Annotated in this window: 10 protein-coding genes and 1 pseudogene; all 11 read left to right on the top strand. The window is 39.4% G+C overall.

What is annotated here, in order from left to right; all coding sequences use genetic code 11:
• The first annotated feature begins 17 nt into the window (after positions 1-17).
• The 11 genes and pseudogenes from HMPREF9456_RS10935 to HMPREF9456_RS10885 all read left to right on the top strand — a co-directional run bounded on the left by HMPREF9456_RS10935 (position 18) and on the right by HMPREF9456_RS10885 (position 20,649).
• Positions 18-1,838 carry a RagB/SusD family nutrient uptake outer membrane protein gene (locus HMPREF9456_RS10935; protein ID WP_006843591.1) on the top strand — a complete coding sequence of 607 codons (1,821 nt, stop codon included), beginning with the start codon at positions 18-20 and terminating at the stop codon, positions 1,836-1,838.
• A 43-nt stretch (positions 1,839-1,881) separates the two neighbouring features.
• Positions 1,882-2,337: a DUF5004 domain-containing protein gene (locus HMPREF9456_RS10930; protein WP_006843590.1), complete on the top strand. Its 456-nt coding sequence runs from the start codon at positions 1,882-1,884 to the stop codon at positions 2,335-2,337.
• Between the two features lie 11 nt (positions 2,338-2,348).
• Complete coding sequence (locus HMPREF9456_RS10925; protein ID WP_006843589.1) at positions 2,349-3,470, top strand: DUF4961 domain-containing protein; 1,122 nt, start codon at positions 2,349-2,351, stop codon at positions 3,468-3,470.
• A 31-nt stretch (positions 3,471-3,501) separates the two neighbouring features.
• A complete protein-coding gene (locus HMPREF9456_RS10920; protein WP_006843588.1) occupies positions 3,502-6,681 on the top strand; it encodes a SusC/RagA family TonB-linked outer membrane protein in 3,180 nt (1,059 codons plus the stop codon).
• A 12-nt stretch (positions 6,682-6,693) separates the two neighbouring features.
• On the top strand, positions 6,694-8,481 hold the full coding sequence (locus tag HMPREF9456_RS10915; protein WP_018074994.1) for a RagB/SusD family nutrient uptake outer membrane protein: 1,788 nt from the start codon (positions 6,694-6,696) through the stop codon (positions 8,479-8,481).
• 38 nt (positions 8,482-8,519) lie between these two features.
• Entirely contained in the window at positions 8,520-11,621 is a 3,102-nt protein-coding gene (locus tag HMPREF9456_RS10910) for a SusC/RagA family TonB-linked outer membrane protein (protein ID WP_006843586.1), read from the top strand.
• 186 nt (positions 11,622-11,807) lie between these two features.
• The gene (locus HMPREF9456_RS10905; protein WP_006843585.1) at positions 11,808-14,087 is read left to right on the top strand and encodes a GH92 family glycosyl hydrolase; all 2,280 of its coding nucleotides are present in this window, start codon (positions 11,808-11,810) and stop codon (positions 14,085-14,087) included.
• 97 nt (positions 14,088-14,184) lie between these two features.
• A pseudogene (locus HMPREF9456_RS10900) lies at positions 14,185-14,373 on the top strand (hypothetical protein); the annotation flags it as partial.
• Between the two features lie 5 nt (positions 14,374-14,378).
• On the top strand, positions 14,379-16,532 hold the full coding sequence (locus tag HMPREF9456_RS10895; RefSeq protein WP_006843583.1) for a GH92 family glycosyl hydrolase: 2,154 nt from the start codon (positions 14,379-14,381) through the stop codon (positions 16,530-16,532).
• A 296-nt stretch (positions 16,533-16,828) separates the two neighbouring features.
• Positions 16,829-17,974, top strand: a complete 1,146-nt coding sequence (locus HMPREF9456_RS10890) for a glycoside hydrolase family 130 protein (RefSeq protein WP_006843582.1) — start codon at positions 16,829-16,831, stop codon at positions 17,972-17,974.
• 11 nt (positions 17,975-17,985) lie between these two features.
• The gene (locus tag HMPREF9456_RS10885; RefSeq protein ID WP_006843581.1) at positions 17,986-20,649 is read left to right on the top strand and encodes a family 78 glycoside hydrolase catalytic domain; all 2,664 of its coding nucleotides are present in this window, start codon (positions 17,986-17,988) and stop codon (positions 20,647-20,649) included.
• Positions 20,650-20,717: the final 68 nt, after the last annotated feature.

Here is a 20,717-nt window from a genome sequence, read left to right as displayed (position 1 = left end):
TTTAATATCTTATGTATATGAAAAACATTTTCTATTCATTATTTATAATAATGATACTGTATGGAAATTTTTCTTGTAGCGACACCAGTTTCCTCGACGAAACTGTGACCACAGACCTTGATTACAATAAGGTTTTCTCTGACAGTGCACTGACCGAAGGCTTTCTGAACGAAATCTATCGTGATATAGGATTCGATACCAGAGGCAACCGTTTCAGTAAAAACAATTCTACTTTAGGAGGGCTTCAAACAGCATCTGACGAAGCTGAGTTCAGAACCTCGTCCGAGGTAACGGCCGATTTGCAGTTTGCCATGGGGACTGTCAATCCTGTGGTTATAACTGATGATGCTTGGCGTATACCTTATCAGAACATCAGAAGGGTAAACTTATTCTTCAAAGGGCTAGAGCAAGCTCCTTTGCAAAATAGCAGAAAGTTGCGTCTTAAGGCAGAGGCTCGTTTCTTGCGTGCATGGTATTATCATATTCTGATGAGGCACTATGGAGGAGTACCTCTGATCGGTGATACAATTTATGCAGAAGGCGACAAGCCTAAAGACATACGAGATACATACGATGCCTGTCTGAAGTATATCGTTGAAGAGTGTAAAACGGCAGAAAAAGATCTGAATGTGAAACCTTCAGGTACATATTATGGACGTGCAGGGGGAGGTGCTTGTAAGGCTTTGATTGCACGTATGAAGATGTATGCAGCCAGCCCTTTATTCAATGGAAACAGTGACCTTGTTGCCGGAACCAATGTCCCGGCAGAGCTTGTTGGTTATCCCGAATATGATAAGGAGCGTTGGAAGGAAGCAATGGATGCTGCTTATAGCTTTTTGGCACTAGGGAGATATCAATTGTATGTACTGAATACAGATCCCAAAAACAATAATGCGGTCGATCCCGGACACGGATTTTATGCTCTATTTATGTCCTCTGACGCCGCATATAGACCGGGATCTCTCGTCGAATCTATCTTCGAAGATCGTAGCTTAGGACGTGTAGCAAGAGAAACTTGGTTTCAACCACCATCAAGAGGTGCGGCAAATAGCGGATTTATATATCAAAATTTGGTTGATGCATTTCCTATGAAGAATGGAAAACCAATTACCGACCCTACATCTGGTTACGACCCGAATGATCCTTATAAGGGACGTGACCCACGTTTTTACAATACGGTAGTTCATGACCAAACAGTTCTCATGATTGGAAACGATGCTTATGCTCCGGTAAATACCTATCTTAATGTAGATGGCTCGTCTTCGGGTAAAGATGCTGTACATCAGGGAACACCTACCGGATATTATATCAATAAAATGGTTAATAGACATCTGGCAGCAAACTCTGTTCATGGAGGTCCCGAAGAAACACCTTTGATGCGATTTGCCGAAATATATATGGATTATGCCGAAGCCATGAACGAATATAAGATGGCAAACAGTGGCGAATCTGATCTAGTTCCTGCAGGCGAAGAAACATACACAATTCTGAAGGATATCAGAGCCAGAGGAGGAATTGATGCCGGTGAAGATGGAATGTATGGACTAAAACCAAATATGACTCGCTTAGAGATGCGTGAAGCTCTTAGGAATGAGAGACGTATAGAGTTTGCAATCGAGGGGATGCGGTTCTTTGATGTGCGACGTTGGAAAATTGCAGAACAAACAGACAATCAGATGATGACGGGTATGGAGGTACAATTGAAAGCAGGAGGAGGTAAGACCTATAAACGTTTTGATGTAAGGCAACGCTCTTTCAGAAAAGCAATGTATTTCTGGCCGATACCATATTCGGAAACATCCAAATCTCCGAACTTGATACAGAATCCTAATTATTAGTAAAGAATACACTTTATTCTAATTCCGTAAACAAAGATTTATCATGAAAAAACTAGCTATAAAAAAGTATTTTATACTTTTTATTATGGTACAACTATTCATTTCCTGCGATAAGTTCAAAGACTCTACCGATTATACAGGGGATGAACCAGTTAAAGAAATTGCAGGCACTTGGTACATAACCAAGGCAACAAGAAATGGCTTGGACATAACCAAAATTATGGATTTCAGTAGCTTTAGAATCAACCTAAAGGATGACAATACCTATACCATAGATAATTACCTTCCTTTCTTAGTGCGCCAAGGAGGTACTTGGGATGTAAATGATCCTCAATATCCTACAAAATTAATATTCAAGGAAGAAGCTTCAACAGAATCGAATACGTCTGCATTCGAATACCAGACTGTAGGTGGAGAACGACAGATAACTCTTTCTTTTTCGCCGGGCTGCTACAGTAATATTTATTCTTATGTTCTTAAAAAAGTGCCTAATAATTAAAATTGAAAGCCATGAAACTAAAATTAAAGAACAAAATATTGATATATAAAATATTAGGCTGCCTGTTGGTTCTTATTATATTTATTTCTTGCGGTATAGCATGGTATGAAAACCATGGAGATGTATTTAAGGATGAATATCAGAACAATAATTCGCCGATTATCTATAAAACAAGTTCAGTGAAAGCGGGTGAATATGCCGAATATATCATGTATGTAAAATGCGCATCAAATTATGACAATGAAACTCATCGGCTAATTGTAGCTCTTAATGTGCCAAAAGTATGGACAGAGGCTAAGTCTGCAATATTGACATGGGAAAATAATGAAGATTTGGGCACCGAATACAAAATGTCGCCAATTCCCGAAGGTACTTCTCCTAAAAGCCAACCTGGTCTTACTTGGAGCCAAGCGCTTCTCAATGCTGTAGGGGGACGTAATCCAAATATTTTGGATGACACCCAATGGGTTGCATTTCAGGCTGATGATCCGTGGACAATTTTCAATGGATCAAATGCATATACCTTATTTGTAAAAGTAAGGATAAAAATAAAGACAGGGCCTGACAATTTAAGAGCTAAAATAGGATTCTTTGTCAATTATGACGGAGACGGCATGGGAACAGATGAAGATCGTTGGAAGGTAATGTGGGGAGACTGCTTTGACGTAACCGACGGAGAAGGTGCTGAACCTATCGATTTTTGCCAATATCACTTTTATCAGGCAACGCCGGGTAATGCTACTCAAAACGATATTTTAACATTCAAGTATATCGGTGATTATTATAATAACCCTTTGATAGATGAAACGGATATATACCTGAACGCCAAAGCATATACAACAGAAGGGAATACGTATACCGTAAATGAGATTTCCGATAAAACAAAATTGGTAAAAGATTCTCAATGGGGAGTCATGTGGAGCAGGACAGTATGGCCCGAAGGATATTTTAGTGTTCCGTCCAACGAGACTATTACGCGTATCGAATACTATTTCACAAACAAAGATGGAAGCCTCTACGTCTCCAAATATGATGATAAGGTGGCGGGAGCTATGGAGCCGGGCTATGAGGAAGAATTGGTACGTCCCGGAAGGCCGATAGAGCCATTCATATACTACTTTGTTTGCAAGTGAAATTAATGTATAAAATTAAAAACAAGAATTTATGTATAATTCAATATATAAAAAAGTAAGCAGGAGTTGTTTTCTGCTTATGGTAGTATTGTTGTTTTGCGGATATGAGGCTGCCTATGCCCAAGAGGATGTGGCAACAAATACCGGTACTTCAGGCTTTTCGGGCGTCGTAGTAGATCTATATGGAAAACCTGTATCCGGTGTAGAAGTATCAGTTAAATCGACTGTTGGAAAGGCAACTAGCGATGAAACCGGAACATTCACTATCGATGCTGGTACAGGAGCTACACTTATCCTTACACATCCGGCTTATTTGGTGAAAGAAATTAAAATTTCGAAGGATATGCCAAAAGGTAAGGTGTTAAAAATAGTTATGGAAGAAAAGAAGCTGAAAAATCCTGAAAATTTGGATATTCCTTACGGAAAGACAGTCTCTAAACAAAGTTATCTGGGTGCAGCTTCTACTATATATACAGATGAGATAACACCCACATTATCTGCTAATATTTTGGGTGCATTAGCCGGGAGACTTCCGGGATTGTATGTTTCTCAAACCAGAGGATATCGGAATACGTTTACCGATCCGAGTGTAATAACAAACAATTTCATTGGAGCTTTGGCTGATGATTCCAAAGTCGGGTACAATGATAATACACAATACAGTTTTATTATGCGGGGAGCAAATTCTCCTATTGTAATAGTAGATGGATTTCAGAGCGAATTATTTAACCTCGATATGGAGAGTGTCGAATCGGTTTCTATACAGAAAGATGCTTTGTCATCTATGTTTTTAGGAGGACGAAGTTCGCGTGGAGTATTATATGTGACAACGAAGAAATCAGTGGGTGATGGGTTTAAAATTTCATTTACGGGCAGGTATGGTGTTCAGGAGCCGATAAAAACACTAAAACCCCTTCCTTCTTACCAATGGGCATATCTGTTGAACGAAGCCCTTGTGAATGATGGAAAGAAAGGGCTTTACTTGGCAAGTGATATAGAATCTTTCCGTAATGGAAGCAATCCAACAGCATATCCAAACGTAAATTGGAACGACCAGATATTAAAGAGTAGTTCGAATATACAATCCTATAATCTGAATGCTACCGGAGGAAATAAAACAGCTCAGTATTTTGTCAGCTTAGGGTATTTTGGTGAGGATGGATTACTTCGTGAAGATTCTAAAAACAGTTACAATACCAATCTTTCTTACGAACGTTATATGGTGACATCCAAGATCAATGTGAATGTCTTGAATAACCTGAAAATGAGTGCTACTATAATAGGGCGTATAGAGGAAGGTAATCAGCCGGGAGCCGGATTGAGCAGCATAATGAATGATGTATACAGTCTTCCCGGTGGAGTTTACCCGATCTATAACCCGAATGGATCTTATGGAGGTAATAATAACTATCAGAATAATCTGATGGCGAAAACCATAAGTTCAGGTTATATAAAAGATATGATGCGTGACGGATATGGTAATATTGTCATCGATCATGATATGTCTTGGCTTGCTGAAGGCTTATCGGCCACTGCCGTTGGAAATGTTTCTTCTCAGAGCCGTAGTGCTTTGTTTCGTAACAAGCAAGAGCCGGTATATCAATATATTCCATATTCCGACGGATCGGGAGGTGATTATGAACGTTTTGGTTCTATTGTAACTCAGAAAAATGACTTTGTAGGAGTTTCTAATTTTCAACATTTCTTCGGACAGGTTACTCTGAATTATAAAAAGAAGCTAAATACAGTGCACTCTATAGAAGGAAATGTATCAGCTGATATAAAACAAGTTTTGGATAATTATCAATTGCCTGAAGTACCCGCTAACATCAATGGAGAATTTAAATATAATTATGGAGATAAATATTTTGCTCAGGCAGCAATATCACAGAGTTACCTCAACAGGTATGCGCCGGGTAAAAGATGGGGAACTTTCTATGCCTTTGGTTTAGGCTGGGATATTAGCAAGGAAACATTTATGCAATCTGTTGACTGGGTTAATAAACTAAAGCTGCGTGGAGTATTCGGTGAAACCGGAAACAGTATAAGCCGTAGCAATTATTATACATGGAGGCAACAATACGACACTGATATAAATGCAGTGGCAAGCACTTCTTATCCTCAAGGATCGAGCTATACTTCATGGTATTCAGATCCGGCACTTGGACTTATCGAAACCAATAATAGTTTGGCTAATCCGAATCTGACATGGGAAAGAGCCTATAAATTGAATCTGGGACTGGATGCCAGCTTGTTTAATAATAAATTGCAGATTACGGGTGACTTTTATAGTGATAAGTATTTTGATTTATTGATGACCAGAGGAAAAAGTATTGAGCTGATAGGTTTGAACTATCCGAGCGAAAATATCGGGAAAGTCCGTTATCAGGGAGTCGATTTGTCTGTAACTTATCAGAATAACATCAGCGACTTCAATTATTATGTCACCGGAAATTGGAGTATTACTCAGTCCAAGATCCTATTTATGGACGAACAAAATGTTCCTTACGATTATATGCGCAGAACAGGCAATCCGGTGGGTACACGTTACGGACTTATTTCCGAGGGCTTTTTCCAAACACGTGAGGAAGTAGCGAATAGCCCTGTCATATCGGGGTATAAGATCGTTCCCGGCGACTTGAAATATAAAGACATGAATGGAGACGGAGAAATCAATGAATATGATCAGACTGTGATTGGCGGTAATAAACCTCTATCTTTTTTCGGATTGAATCTGGGATTCGAATATAAAGGATTTGAACTATCGGCTTTGTTTCAAGGTGCATATAATCGCGAGATATATTTCCCGGACGCAGGATGGGAATATGCTACAGGCTTCATTGCTTGGGGTAATACCTATAGTCAGGCATATGAGCATACTCTGAGACGCTGGACTCCCGAAACGGCAGAAACAGCTCTTTTCCCAAGACTTTCTACCAGCCCTAATTATAATGTAGCTCCAAGTGGTATGAGTAATTCATTCTGGCTGAAGTCGGGAAATTATATACGATTAAAAAATCTGAATGTAGCCTACACTTTTCCTGATTCATTTTCGAGAAACTATCTGGGGGGAGTAAAAGTCAAAATCTTTGTCAGTGGACAAAATCTATGGACAAAATCGGCTTTCGGGTTGGTTGATCCTGAAGTTATCGACTTTAGAAGCTACCCTGCATTACGTGGCTTCAATACAGGAATTAATATTAAATTCTAATATTTTCTAAAAATGAAAGACATGAATATACGGATCAAAAACAAATTATATATTGTGCTGATAGGTCTATCGCTCACATTGTGGTCATGTAACGATTACGAGGATGTTCCTGTGGAAAAACTCACTCTCGAATATGTATTTTCTTCTACAGACTCATTGGGAGTAAATGCGAAGAAATATTTAAATGACGTTTATAGTGTTTTACGATATGGGCATAATGCCATCGAGGGAGACTATCTTGATGCTGCATCCGATGATGCTATTACGTCATCTTTTTCCGAAAATCAGATATACCAGTTGCAAATAGGGCGTTATTCGGCTTTTACTCGTCTTGCTGATATGGGATGGGCTAACTATTACAGAGGCATTCGTCGGGCAAATACATTTATCAACAATATAGATGTGGTACCTTTCCTACAAACATATAATAACCATGTAGCAACAAATGTACCATTAAACAGAGCCCTAAAGGCGGAAGCACGCTTTCTAAAAGCTTATTATTACTTCGAACTAGTAAAACGCTATGGAGGTGTGTCTTTGGTTGGTGATATACCATACGAATTGGGCGAACCGATGGAGTTGCCGAGAAATACGTTTGATGAGTGCATCGAATATATTGTAAGCGAACTTGATAATGTTAAGGATAGTTTACGTTCAGTTCCTATTGCCAATATTGGAGCCGATGGTCATGTGGTAACGGCAGGAGCAGCTATGGCTCTCAAGGCAAGGGTACTGTTGTATGCGGCTAGTCCATTATTTAACGAATCTCCGGTTCAGGCTGCTAATCCATACGTAGGTTATGATACATATGATCCGGCTCGTTGGGCTAGAGCTGCGGAGGCTGCAGAAGATTTTATCAACGATTGGGGGCCTTCAGGACGTTATGGCGGATATGGGTTGATGGATAATTTCAAAGATGTGTTCCTCAATTATTACGGACCGGTAACAAACGAAGTCATCTTCCATGTGCAAGGTGCGCTTGATAAGCGAGATGTGGAGCAGAATAATGGACCTGTAGGATTTTCAAGCAATGCTAAAGGAAACGGTCGTACCAGTCCTACTCAAAATCTGGTGGACGCTTTTCCTATGAAAGATGGGAAACCAATAGGACAAAGTACTAAATACGTTTATTCTGAGCAGTGGATGTATGACAATCGTGATCCTCGCCTCGATTATACTGTGTTGCATAATGGCTCTCAGTGGCTGAGTACAACATTGCATACATATATCGGAGGGCGAAGCAATCCGACCGGATCAACCGATGCTACAACCAAAACGAGTTATTACCTGCGTAAATTTATGGGAAATTATGAGGATAAAACAGAATATACAGGGCTTCTTCGCAACTGGGTATTATTCCGTTATGCCGAAATACTTCTCAATTATGCCGAAGCAAAGAATGAATATGACCTTGCATCTTCAAAAACTACAGTTGATGCTAAAGTAATCGAATACATAAGGAGTATAAGAAAAAGAGCCGGTATTGATGGCGATGATGGTACTTATGGTATATCCGACAATGTAACTTGTTTGGAGATGAGAGAAATTATTCGTAACGAAAGAAGAATTGAAATGGCATTTGAAGAACACCGCTTTTATGATATTCGCCGTTGGAAAACAGCTGAAGATATATTTAATCAACCACTCAAAGGATTGGCCTTGGTGATGAAGGCCGGAAATATACTGACAGAACATATTGATGTTCTTGATGCTAAATTCGATCCTAAAAGGTATTTATATCCGATACCATATAGCGAAGTAAACAAAAACAGTAATATGGTTCAAAACCCGGGCTGGTAACAAAGCCGTGTTTATCAATTCTTAATACATAAATTGATATGAAAAGACTGACTTTATTATTTATAAGTATACAAATCTTTGCTTTTGCTTTTGGTCAACAACAGTTCCAATTGAAAGGTAAAGTATCATCAACAGACGGGGAGCTTTTGACAGGTGTTAGTGTGACTGTTGATGGAACAACAAATGGTACGATGACCGATGTAGACGGTAATTATATATTAACCGTGAAATCAGGTGATCAGGTATCGTTCTCTTTTATCGGATTCGCAAAACGAGTAGTTAAGATAACGAATCAAAAGGTCGTTGATATTGTACTCGAATCAGATCAGAAAACTTTGGACGAAGTAGTGGTAGTTGGTTATGGTAAAGTAAAGAAAATTACGCTCACCGGATCGGTAAGTGCCGTGTCGGCTGACGAAATACGTGCCGTGCCAACATCGAGTGTACAAAATGCTTTGACGGGTAAATTACCCGGCTTCTTTTCGCAGCAACGTTCCGGACAACCGGGGAAAGATGCTTCTGACTTTTTTATCCGTGGAGCCAGCTCATTAAACTCGGATGGAAACCGTCCGTTGATTATTGTCGATGATGTACAATATACTTACGATCAGCTGCAACAGATCAATGTAAATGAAATAGAGAGTATTTCTGTGTTGAAAGATGCTTCTACTACAGCTATTTATGGTATCAAAGGAGCTAATGGCGTTTTGGTTGTCAAAACCCGTCGGGGTGAAGAAGGGCGTCCGCATATAAATGTACGAGCAGAGGGTGGATTAACCATGCCTATTCGTAGACCTAAATTCTTGAACGCATATCAGGCAGCATCATTGACGAATGAAGCTTTTGAAAACGATGGGCTGGGAAACAGTAAGCCTTTTACAGATGCCGATCTTGAACATTTCAGGTTGGGAGACGATCCATACGGGCATCCGGATGTAGATTGGTATAAAACAATCTTCAAAGATGTTGCTACACAGCAAAATGTGAACATGGATATTTCGGGTGGTTCAAAAAGATTACGATACTTTGTCACAGGCGGTTTCTTCTCTCAAAACGGTTTAACCCGTAATTTCAAAGATCCAAAAGAAGAAGTGAATACCGATTATTTCTATCGTAGGTTTAACTTTCGAAGCAACCTTGACTTCGATGTTACTTCTACTACAAAAGTACGTTTAGATATGTCGTCACGGTTTATGAATATTAACGAGCCGAATAGTTTGAATGCGGTAGGCGAAATCTATAATTTCAGGAAAATGACTCCGTTCTCAGCTCCTTTTATGAATCCGAACGGAACATATGCTTATCATAATTATTTCTTGACCGACAGTAAAGACCCTACATTGAATGCACGTCTGGCAAATGAAGGTTATACTCGGACTAGGCGCTTCGACTCAAATATACTGTTTGATATTTCACAAGATCTGAGTTTCATAACTAAAGGACTTTCTACAATGGCTCGCGTGGCATATTCGAGTATAGATGAGAATTACAGGGCTATGAGGAGAGATAGTAAGATGTATCCTACTTACCACTATAACAGTGCGACAGATACTTATACGATCAATCCGACAGCCAATTCGTATGCTTATGAAAATTATATACTCAATGCCGGAACAAACAAAGCCATCAGAAATTTGAATATACAGGCCTTTGTTAATTACGAACGTACCTTTAACGAAGATCATACAATTAAAGGGATGATATTATACAATAGGGAAAGTAGTATTACAGACAAAAATGGACTTGCTAGTGCCGAAGTGCCTGCAAAGTTTCAGGGATATACAGGACAGATCAACTATAATTATAAGAACCGGTATATGTTTGACTTTAATACGGCTTACAACGGAACCGACCGTTTTGGTCAAAACAATCGTTTCGGCTTCTTTCCTGCTGTTGCTTTGGGGTGGAATATCGGAGAAGAACCTTTTTTTCAGAAAAGATTTAACGATAAAATTGATATGTTGAAGATAAGAACTTCTTACGGACTTGTGGGATCTGATATAACACCCGGTAACCGCTATTTATACAAACAAGTATATGAGCAAGGTTATGGCTATTCTTTTGGCGAAACTCCAATTGGAGTGGCATCATACAGGGAAGGTTCTTTAGGAAATGAATATGTTACATGGGAAAAAGCTCGCAAATTTGACGTGGGTATAGATGCCAGTATGTTCCGTAACAAATTATCGTTTACAATAGATTATTTTTACGATTACCGTTACGACCAGTTAGTAGAAAGAAGTGATGTTTCGTTGCTGTTGGGTATAGGCTTGCCTCGTACAAATGTTGGGGAAACTACAAATCACGGTTTTGATGGACAAATCTCATACAATGATAAATTTGGCGACTTTAATTTCTCTACCAACTTTGTATTCTCTTATGCGAAGAATAAGGTAAAATATAAAGCTGAGGCTCAGCAGAGATATTCATGGCTGTCGGAGACCGGTAAGCCTATTGGGCAACCATTCGGCTATACATGGGTAGGATATTATACACCGAGCGATATATCAGAAATCAATGCAGGCAATCCGAATAAGATTCCTGTACCGAATATTCCTGTATCGGCCGGAGACCTTAAATATGCAGACCTGAATGATGATGGTATCATCGACGACTTTGACAAGGGAGCCATTGGTAAGCCTAACTTACCTACTACTACATTGGGTTGGACTATAGGTGGATCATACAAAGGTTTCTCTATCAGTCTATTGTTTCAAGGATCATTCGATTATAGCTTCAGCGTAGTAGGAACAGGTATTGAATCTTTCAAGAGCCAGTTTCAGCCAATTCACGAGAAACGTTGGACTGCCGAAAAATATGAGAATGGAGGAGATATCCAATTTCCTCGTTTAACAACCAATCTTTCTACTATTAGTAGTAGTGAGGCGTACATGTCTAATTTCTGGTTGGTAAACGCATGGTATATTCGTCTCAAAACAATCGATTTAGGTTATGAATTACCAAAAAGTGTATTGCCTAAAGGAATACAAAGCACACGCTTTTATGTGAATGCGTATAATATGTTCACTAAAACAAATTATGATAAATATCAGCAAGACCCCGAAATACAAACAAACTCGGCCGGTGATGCTTATATGAATCAACGTGTTATCAATTTTGGTGTTTTGATGTCCTTTTAAGGATGGGTATCAAAAGAATAGCTTTTAGTATAAGCCGGGCTAAATAGTATTTTGATACTATAAGAAGCGAAGTTCTTGTCTCTCTTATTAATGGTTGGGAGTAGGCTAAAAAGAATCTTCGCTTCGCTCGGCGCTAAAAGGTAAATATTCAGTCTTGATTCGTTTTACTTATAAATACAATATAATATGAAAGTACGAAAAGCCTTATTTATTGCCGCCGCGCTATTGCAAACAATATATGCCGGAGCGCAATTAAAAGATTTGGTACAGTATGTAAATACATTACAGGGAACCGATTCTCATTTCGGTCTTAGTTATGGCAATACATATGCCACTACTGCTATGCCTTATGCTATGCATACATGGTCGGCACAGACCGGGGTCAATGGAGAAGGATGGAAGTACCAGTATTCTGTAGATAAAATACGTGGATTCCAACAGGCACATCAATGCAGTCCGTGGGTAAGCGATTATGCAGTGTATTCATTTATGCCGATGGAAGGTGCATTAGAGGTGAATCAGGAAAAAAGAGCCTCGAAGTTTAGTCATAGTAATGAAATAGCCAAACCTCACTATTATAAAGTTACGTTGGATAATGGTATTACTACCGAGATGGCGCCAACCACACGAGGTGTACACCTCCGATTCTCATTTCCCGGAAACGGAGATGCTTATCTCGTGCTTGATGGTTATACCGATATGAGTGAGGTTAAGATAGATTCGCAAAAAAGACAGATAACCGGCTGGGTAAATAATCAGCGTTTTGTAAATAACGCTGAGAATTTCCGTAGTTATTTTGTCGTTCAATTCGATAAGCCTTTCGATGCTTATGGAACATGGGAAAATCAAAATGATAAGACATTTCCTGCCGAGATTTACCGCCAAGGTAAGGGAGCAGGTGTATATCTAAAGTTCAAAAAAGGAGCAAAGGTGCAGGCTAAAGCAGCTTCGTCTTACATTAGTCAACAACAAGCTATACTTACGTTAAATAGGGAATTAGGCAGCGATAAGAACCTTGAACAGACAAAAGCTAGAGGAGCGGAAACTTGGAACAAATTATTAAACAGAGTAATTGTTGAAGGAGGAACCGACGAACAGATTAGGACATTTTACTCCTGTCTTTTCCGTGCAAACCTTTTTTCACGCAAATTTTACGAGCGTAATGAAAATAATGAGCCATACTATTACAGTCCTTACGATGGCAAGATATACAACGGCTATATGTATACCGACAATGGATTTTGGGATACTTTCCGCACTCAGTTTCCTCTGACCAATATCCTTCATCCTACCATGCAGGGGCGGTATATGAATGCTTTGCTTGATGCTCACGATCAATGTGGTTGGTTGCCATCGTGGTCGCAACCGGGAGAAACAGGTGGTATGATCGGCAATCATGCAATCTCGCTTCTTGCTGATGCATGGGCAAAAGGCATTCGCACTTTTGATCCTGATCGTGCGCTAAAAGCTTATGCACATGAGGCAATGAATAAAGGCCCGTGGGGAGGTGCTAACGGTCGTATTTTTTGGAAAGAATATTTTCAGTTGGGATATGTGCCTTATCCGGAGTCGTCGGGATCTACAGCACAAACATTGGAGTATGCCTATGATGATTGGTGTGGGTATGAATTGGCACGAATGACAGGAAATAAGTTCTATATGGATGTTTTTGAAAGACAGATGTACAACTATCGGAATGTCTTTGATCCTACAGTTGGTTTTATGAGAGGCAAAGACAAAGATGGAAAGTGGCAGGAACCATTCGATCCTTTTGTTTGGGGTGGTCCTTACTGCGAAGGGAATGCATGGCATTATACTTGGTCTGTTTTTCACGATGTGCAGGGACTGATCGACTTGTTTGGCGGTGCAGAAAATATGGTCTCGAAAATGGATTCGGTATTTACTGTACCTAATATTATAAAACCCGGTACATACGGTGGCATTATCCACGAAATGAAAGAGATGGAACTTGCAGGTATGGGACAATATGCACAAGGCAACCAGCCTATTCAACATATGATATATATGTATTCGTATGCAGGACAACCATGGAAAACCCAATACTGGGCTCGCCAAATTATGAATAGACTATATAATTCTACAGAAAAAGGTTATCCGGGTGATGAGGATCAAGGAGGTATGGCTTCGTGGTATGTACTGAGCGCGCTTGGTATCTATTCTGTTTGTCCCGGTACGGATGAATATGTATTGGGTAGTCCGCTATTCAAAAAAGCTACAATTACGATGGAAGACGGAAAGAAGTTTGTTATAGAAGCAAATAATAACAGTAACGATAATATATATGTCCAATCCGTTAAGCTCAATGGGAATTCGTTAAATAAGAATTACATTACTTACAAAGCTATCGTAAATGGAGGAACTATTGAATATACAATGGGAAGCCAGCCGAATAAAGGGAGAGGAATTACAAAAGACGCTGCTCCATTTTCTCTGTCTAAAAAGTAAACAGATATAAATCCAAATAATGAATAGAAATTTCTTGTATCGGGGCGAATTTAATACGCCAGTTTTGCCGGAAGAAGAACATGTGGCTCAATCATCTCTTGCTTTTGCTATAAATGTGCAACCATATAGAACTTCTGACGGAGAACGTATTTTGCCTGTCATAATGAATGATAATTATTTTACCCTCAGACAAGGGGAAAGTAAGAATCTGGAAATAGAATTTGGAGCTTCGCTTTTACCTGAAAATGGCTATAAACTGGAAGTAATTCCATATAATAATAAATAAACTGTATGAAAAATAGATTGTTGCTCTTATCCTTCTTTCTTATTGTACCCTTTATTGTAAACTCTCAAACGACAGGCATAGATTATGCAAGTCGGGTGAACACCCTCATCGGAAACAAAGGTGTGGGGTTGGCATCCGGATATATGTATCCCGGCGCAACTTACCCTTTTGGAATGGTACAATTTACCCCAACTTATTTTTCCAAGCAATCCGGTTTTGTTATTAATCAATTAAGTGGCGGTGGATGCGAACACATGGGAAATTTTCCTACTTTTCCGGTAAAAGGAAAGTTGCGGATGTCACCTGATGATATTATCAGCTATAGGATAAACTTATCAGAAGAGAAAGGACATGCCGGTTATTATCAAGCTAAGGTTCAGGATGATATTAAGGCCGAACTTACTGTGACCGAGAGAACAGGAATGGCGCGTTATGAATACTCCTCGAATGAAAGCTTTGGTACTATTATAATCGGGGCAGGAGTGGCTGCTACAAATACAGAAAACGCAACAGTTGTAATTACTGGTGTGAATACTTGCGAAGGATATGCCCAAGGAGGTACTTTTTGTGGATATCCAACACCTTATAAAGTTTACTTTGTAGCCGAATTTGATACGAATGCTATTGAGGTAGGAACCTGGAAAGATGATAAAATAAGAGAGAAGTCTGTTTTTGCAGAAGGTAAGAACTCAGGAGTATTCTTCACTTTCGATATGAGTAAGAATAAAGTGATACAATACAAAATAGGCGTTTCGTACGTATCGGTTGAGAATGCAAGAGAAAACCTGAGAGCTGAGAATTCAGCATGGAATTTTGATGTCATTAAGAATCAGGCCGAAAAAAAATGGAATAAATATTTAGCTAAGATAGAGGTTGAGGGTACAAACCCCGAGCGCATTACTCAGTTTTATACGCATCTATATAGAGCTCTTATTCATCCCAATGTATGTAGTGATACGAATGGAGACTATATGGGTGCTGATTTTAAGGTACATAAAAGTAAATCGAAGCATTATACATCTTTTAGCAACTGGGATACATACCGTACTCAGATACAGTTGCTTGCTATGCTCGATCCCGATGTGGCATCCGATGTTGTGATTTCTCATCAGTTGTTTGCTGAACAAACAGGTGGCGAAGGTTTTCCCCGTTGGGTGATGGCAAATGTGGAAACAGGTATCATGCAGGGAGACCCTAGTTCTATACTAATTTCGAATGCTTGGGCTTTTGGTGCGAGGAATTATAACCCGAAGCCTATTTTTAAGATAATGCAGCATGGAGCAGAGGTTTCGGGCTCTATGTCTCAGAAGGTAGAAGTGCGTCCCGGATTGAAACAGTATCTTGATAAAGGATACTACAATGCATCGGAACAACTGGAGTATACTTCTGCTGATTTTGCTATAGCCCGGTTTGCTTTATATGCCTGTGGTGATGAGTTTGCCAGTTGGCGGTATTTTCATTTTGCACGTTCGTGGAAAAATCTATATAATCCTGCAACAGGGTGGTTGCAATCACGTAATGCAGACGGTTCGTGGAAGTCATTAGGGGATGATTTCCGTGAGTCTACATATAAAAACTATTTTTGGATGGTCCCGTATGATCTGGGTGGATTAGTAGAGTTGATAGGAGGGAAAACGAATGCTGTGGCTCGTCTCGATGATTTGTTTAGACGATTGGATGCAGGCTATAATGACGATTGGTTTGCTTCGGGCAACGAACCGAGTTTTCATATTCCTTGGATATACAACTGGGCCGGACGCCCTGACAAAACCCAGAAAGTAGTAAACCGTATTTTGAATGAGCAATACTTCAATCAGGTAGATGGACTTCCCGGTAATGATGATTTGGGAACGATGGGGGCGTGGTATGTTTTTGCATGTATAGGATTGTATCCCGAAATCCCGGGAGTTGGGGGCTTTTCAATTAATACGCCGATTTTTAAATCGATAAAAGTACACCTCAGAAAAGGAGATTTATTGATAAAAGGTGGTTCAGAAAAAGATATTTATATTCGTTCTTTGAACTTCGATGGTAAACCTTATGATAATACATGGATAAATTGGGATGATATATCTAACGGAGGTACACTTGAATATTCTACTTCGGATAAGTCCAATTTGCAATGGGGAACTAAGGTAGACGCTCCTTCGTTTCCATAGAGATTTGAGTAGTATATAGCGAAAAATAAGGTGACAGAGACCTTCGTATTGACTAAATACGATTGTAACTTTATTTCTTTTTGTTTATCTATATAGTGCAGATAATAAGAGTTTTATGTTTAAATAACGTAACAGTTTAAATATATGCTTTAGATCTGTCACTTTTGTCACCTTTTGGGGCTTATATATTTGATTATGATGTTGATGTGTGCTTTTGGATGGTGTCACTTTTTAAGCGTATGTAAATCTCATATTTTTGATTCATGCAAATAGAAAAATAATTAAAATATAAATCAATGAAAAATAGTATTTTTAAAGTAATTCTCTTTGTAGCAGTGATTACATTGATCTCTTGTAATGAGAAAAAAAAATCGGAAAAGGTTGCGGAATTTCCAGATTGGGCATGGACTGATTTTCAGCGTCCTGAAGGTATTAATCCGATTATCTCACCTGATAGCACAACCCGTTTTTATTGTCCGATAACAAAGGACTCTGTTGATTGGGAATCGAATGACACCTTCAATCCGGCAGCAACTATCTACGATGGTAAAATAGTAGTACTTTACCGTGCAGAAGATAAGTCGGGGCAGGGCATAGGTGGACGTACATCCCGCTTGGGATATGCTTGGTCGGAAGACGGGCTTCATTTTCAACGAAAATCTATACCTGCATTCTACCCTGACAATGATAGCCAAAAAGAGCTAGAGTGGCCCGGTGGTTGTGAAGATCCGCGTCTGGCTGTGACTGAAGATGGTATGTATGTTATGTTTTATACGCAATGGAATAGAAAACAAGCTCGTTTGGCGGTAGCTACTACTCGAGATTTACATACATGGGAGAAACATGGACCGGTATTTACAAAAGCTTATAATGGGAGATTTAAAGATGATTTTTCGAAATCAGCATCAATTGTTACCAAACTGGTAGACGGAAAACAGGTGATTGCTAAAATTGATGGAAAATACTGGATGTACTGGGGTGAGAAATTTGTAAATGTAGCAACGTCAGAAGACTTGATAAACTGGACTCCTTTATTGACCGAAGACGGAGATTTCTTGAAAGTAATAGAGCCTCGTAAAGGAAAGTTCGATAGCTCGCTTACCGAATGTGGCCCTCCGGCAGTGATGACCGAGAAGGGGATCTTGTTGCTATATAATGGTAAGAATGCAGACGGAATAGAAGGTGATACTTTGTATACTGCCAATTCTTATTGCGCAGGGCAAGCTTTATTTGATTTGAAAGATCCGACTAAGCTACTCGGGCAACTTGATAAGCCTTTTTATACTCCCCAAGCTGATTTTGAAAAAAGCGGACAGTATCCTGCCGGAACGGTGTTTATTGAAGGGTTAGTGTTTTATGGTAAAAAATGGTATTTATACTATGGATGTGCCGATTCGCGCGTGGCTGTAGCTGTATATGATCCGGAAAAGGGAAAAGAATAAATATTTTAATCATGGGAAAATCATACTATCATATTTTTTTGATAATTATATCGATGCTTATACACCCGATCTGTAATGCCCGCTCTTTGATAGGTATTACAGACCTGAGGTGTGAGAATCTTATAAATCCGAATGCTATAGATAATGTAAATCCTCATTTTAGTTGGAAAATAGCATATTCCAAAGGACAAATGCAACAACGGTTTTATGAAATACAAGTAGCATCGGACAGTATTGCTCTTTTGAATAATAAAGCTGATTTGTGGAATCAGGGAAAAGTGCGTTCTTCCTCGTCGGTAATGGTCTCTTATAATGGACGTCCTTTATCATCAAGGTTGTTATGCTATTGGCGGGTTCGTATATGGAATGATAAAGGTGAAGTTTCTGATTGGAGCGATATTGCACGGTTTGGAATCGGAATAGTGGGTAATGATAAAATGCAAGGCAGCTATATCGGCTTGCCTGTGGGTGCAGGAAACACACAAACCCCTTTGTTAAGGAAAAAGTTCAGGATTGAGAATACAGGGACTTCGTTTTTACATATCAATTCCTTAGGCTATCACGAAATATATATCAATGGAACGAAAGTAAGTGATGATGTCCTTTCTCCCGCAGTTTCGCAATTGAATAAAAGATCACTTATTGTAACATACGATGTAAGCAACTATTTGAAGAAAGGTGAAAACGAATTGGTTATCTGGCTTGGTAGCGGCTGGTATAAGAAGACAACATTCGGCACCGATCATGATGGCCCGCTTGTAAAGGCTCAGTTGGATATTTTATATAACAAAAATTGGAATACCATATTGACTACAGATTCTTCTTGGCTAGGTTCTCAGAGTGGATATATGGATACAGGTACATGGCAAGCCTTACAATTCAAAGGCGAACGTCTGGATCGTAAACTTACCCCGATTGATTTATCACCAAGTACGCTCAATTGTATGACATGGTCTCAGGTAGTAGAAGTCAATTTACCCGGACACAAGGCTTCGCCTGAAATGACTCAGCCAAACAAGATACAAGAAATATTCATACCTAAAAATATTAAGCAACTGGGTGATAGTACATGGCTTGTGGATATGGGAAAAGCGTTGAACGGTTGGTTTGAGATTCATTTTCCAAAATTACCCGAAGGGCATGAGATACTACTCGAATATACTGATTTTTTGGATAAGGATGGCAATTTTCTCGATCAGGGACAAAGTGATATTTATATCGCTTCCGGTACAGGCAAAGAGGTATTCAAAAATAAATTTAATCATCATGCTTTTCAGTATGTAAGAGTTTCACATTTGAAGGAAAAACCTGTAAAAGAAGATATAAAGGCATATCTTATACATACCGACTATCGAGACAGGTCATCTTTTGAATGCTCCGATCTCGACCTGAATGCGATTCATAATATGATTAAATACACGATGCGTTGCCTTACTTTTTCAGGTTATATGGTGGATTGTCCCCATTTAGAGCGAGCCGGATATGGCGGGGACGGTAATTCGTCGCTGGAGACACTTCAAACAATGTATGATGTATCGCCTCTGTTTATGAACTGGCTGCAAGCTTGGGATGACTCTATGTGCGAAGGTGGAAGTCTGCCCCATGTTGCCCCTAATCCCGGAGCGGGTGGAGGTGGCCCGTATTGGTGTGGATTTTTTATCGTTGCGCCGTGGAGAATTTACGTCAACTATAATGATTCCAGACTGATAGAGCAATATTACCCTGCGATGAAGGAATGGTTGAAATATGTAGAAAAATATACAGTAGATGGTCTATTGAAGCGTTGGCCGGATACACCTTACCGCGATTGGTTTTTAGGCGATTGGCTAGCTCCGATAGGTGTCGATTCGGGGTCGGAATTATCTATAAATCTCGTGAACAACTGTTTTGTAAGTGATTGCTTCGGTATAATGGAAAAAATAGCCACAGTGCTGAATAAACCTGATGAAGCAAAAGATTTTGCTCAGCGAAAAGTCATTTTGGATCAGCTACTGCATAAAACGTTTTTTGATGCTGATAAGAACATGTACTCTACAGGTTCACAGCTTGATATGTCGTATCCAATGCTTGTAGGAGTAACGCCTTCGGACGTTTATGATAAAGTGAAAGATCAACTGTTCAGAGAAACAAAAGAGAAATACAATGATCATATAGCAGTAGGATTGGTGGGCGTTTCTATTCTGACCAGATGGGCTATAGAAAACAAATCGGCAGACTTTATATATTCCATGCTGAAAAAACGTGACTACCCAGGCTATCTGCATATGATAGATAATGGAGCTTCTACCACATGGGAATACTGGAGCGGTGAGAGAAGCCGTATTCATAATTGTTATAACGCTATAGGTTCTTGGTTCTATCAGGCATTGGGCGGTATTCGTACTGATGAGAAAAATCCCGGCTACAAGCATGTATATATTGAACCTCAGATTCCAGAAGGTGTTACGTGGGCAAAAACATCGGTAGACTCACCGTATGGAAAAGTATCGGTTGATTGGTCGCTCGAAGATACTGTGATGAAAATGAATGTTACACTTCCTGTGGGATGCAGCGCAACGGTTATCGTACCAGCTAATGCTCACAAGAGTAAAGTGAATGGGCTTGATTTGGATAAAACAAAATCTTCTATTGAGATTGGAAATGGCGTGTCTGAACTAACCTTTTCTTTGATTTAGAATCTGAATTACAAATAAAATACTTGTTAAGTTATTGTATAAGAGTTTATTTTGCTGTAAATAAAATT

It is taken from the genome of Dysgonomonas mossii DSM 22836 (assembly GCF_000213575.1).
Taxonomy (GTDB): Bacteria; Bacteroidota; Bacteroidia; order Bacteroidales; family Dysgonomonadaceae; genus Dysgonomonas; species Dysgonomonas mossii.
This window is presented reverse-complemented; position numbering and strand designations above follow the sequence as displayed.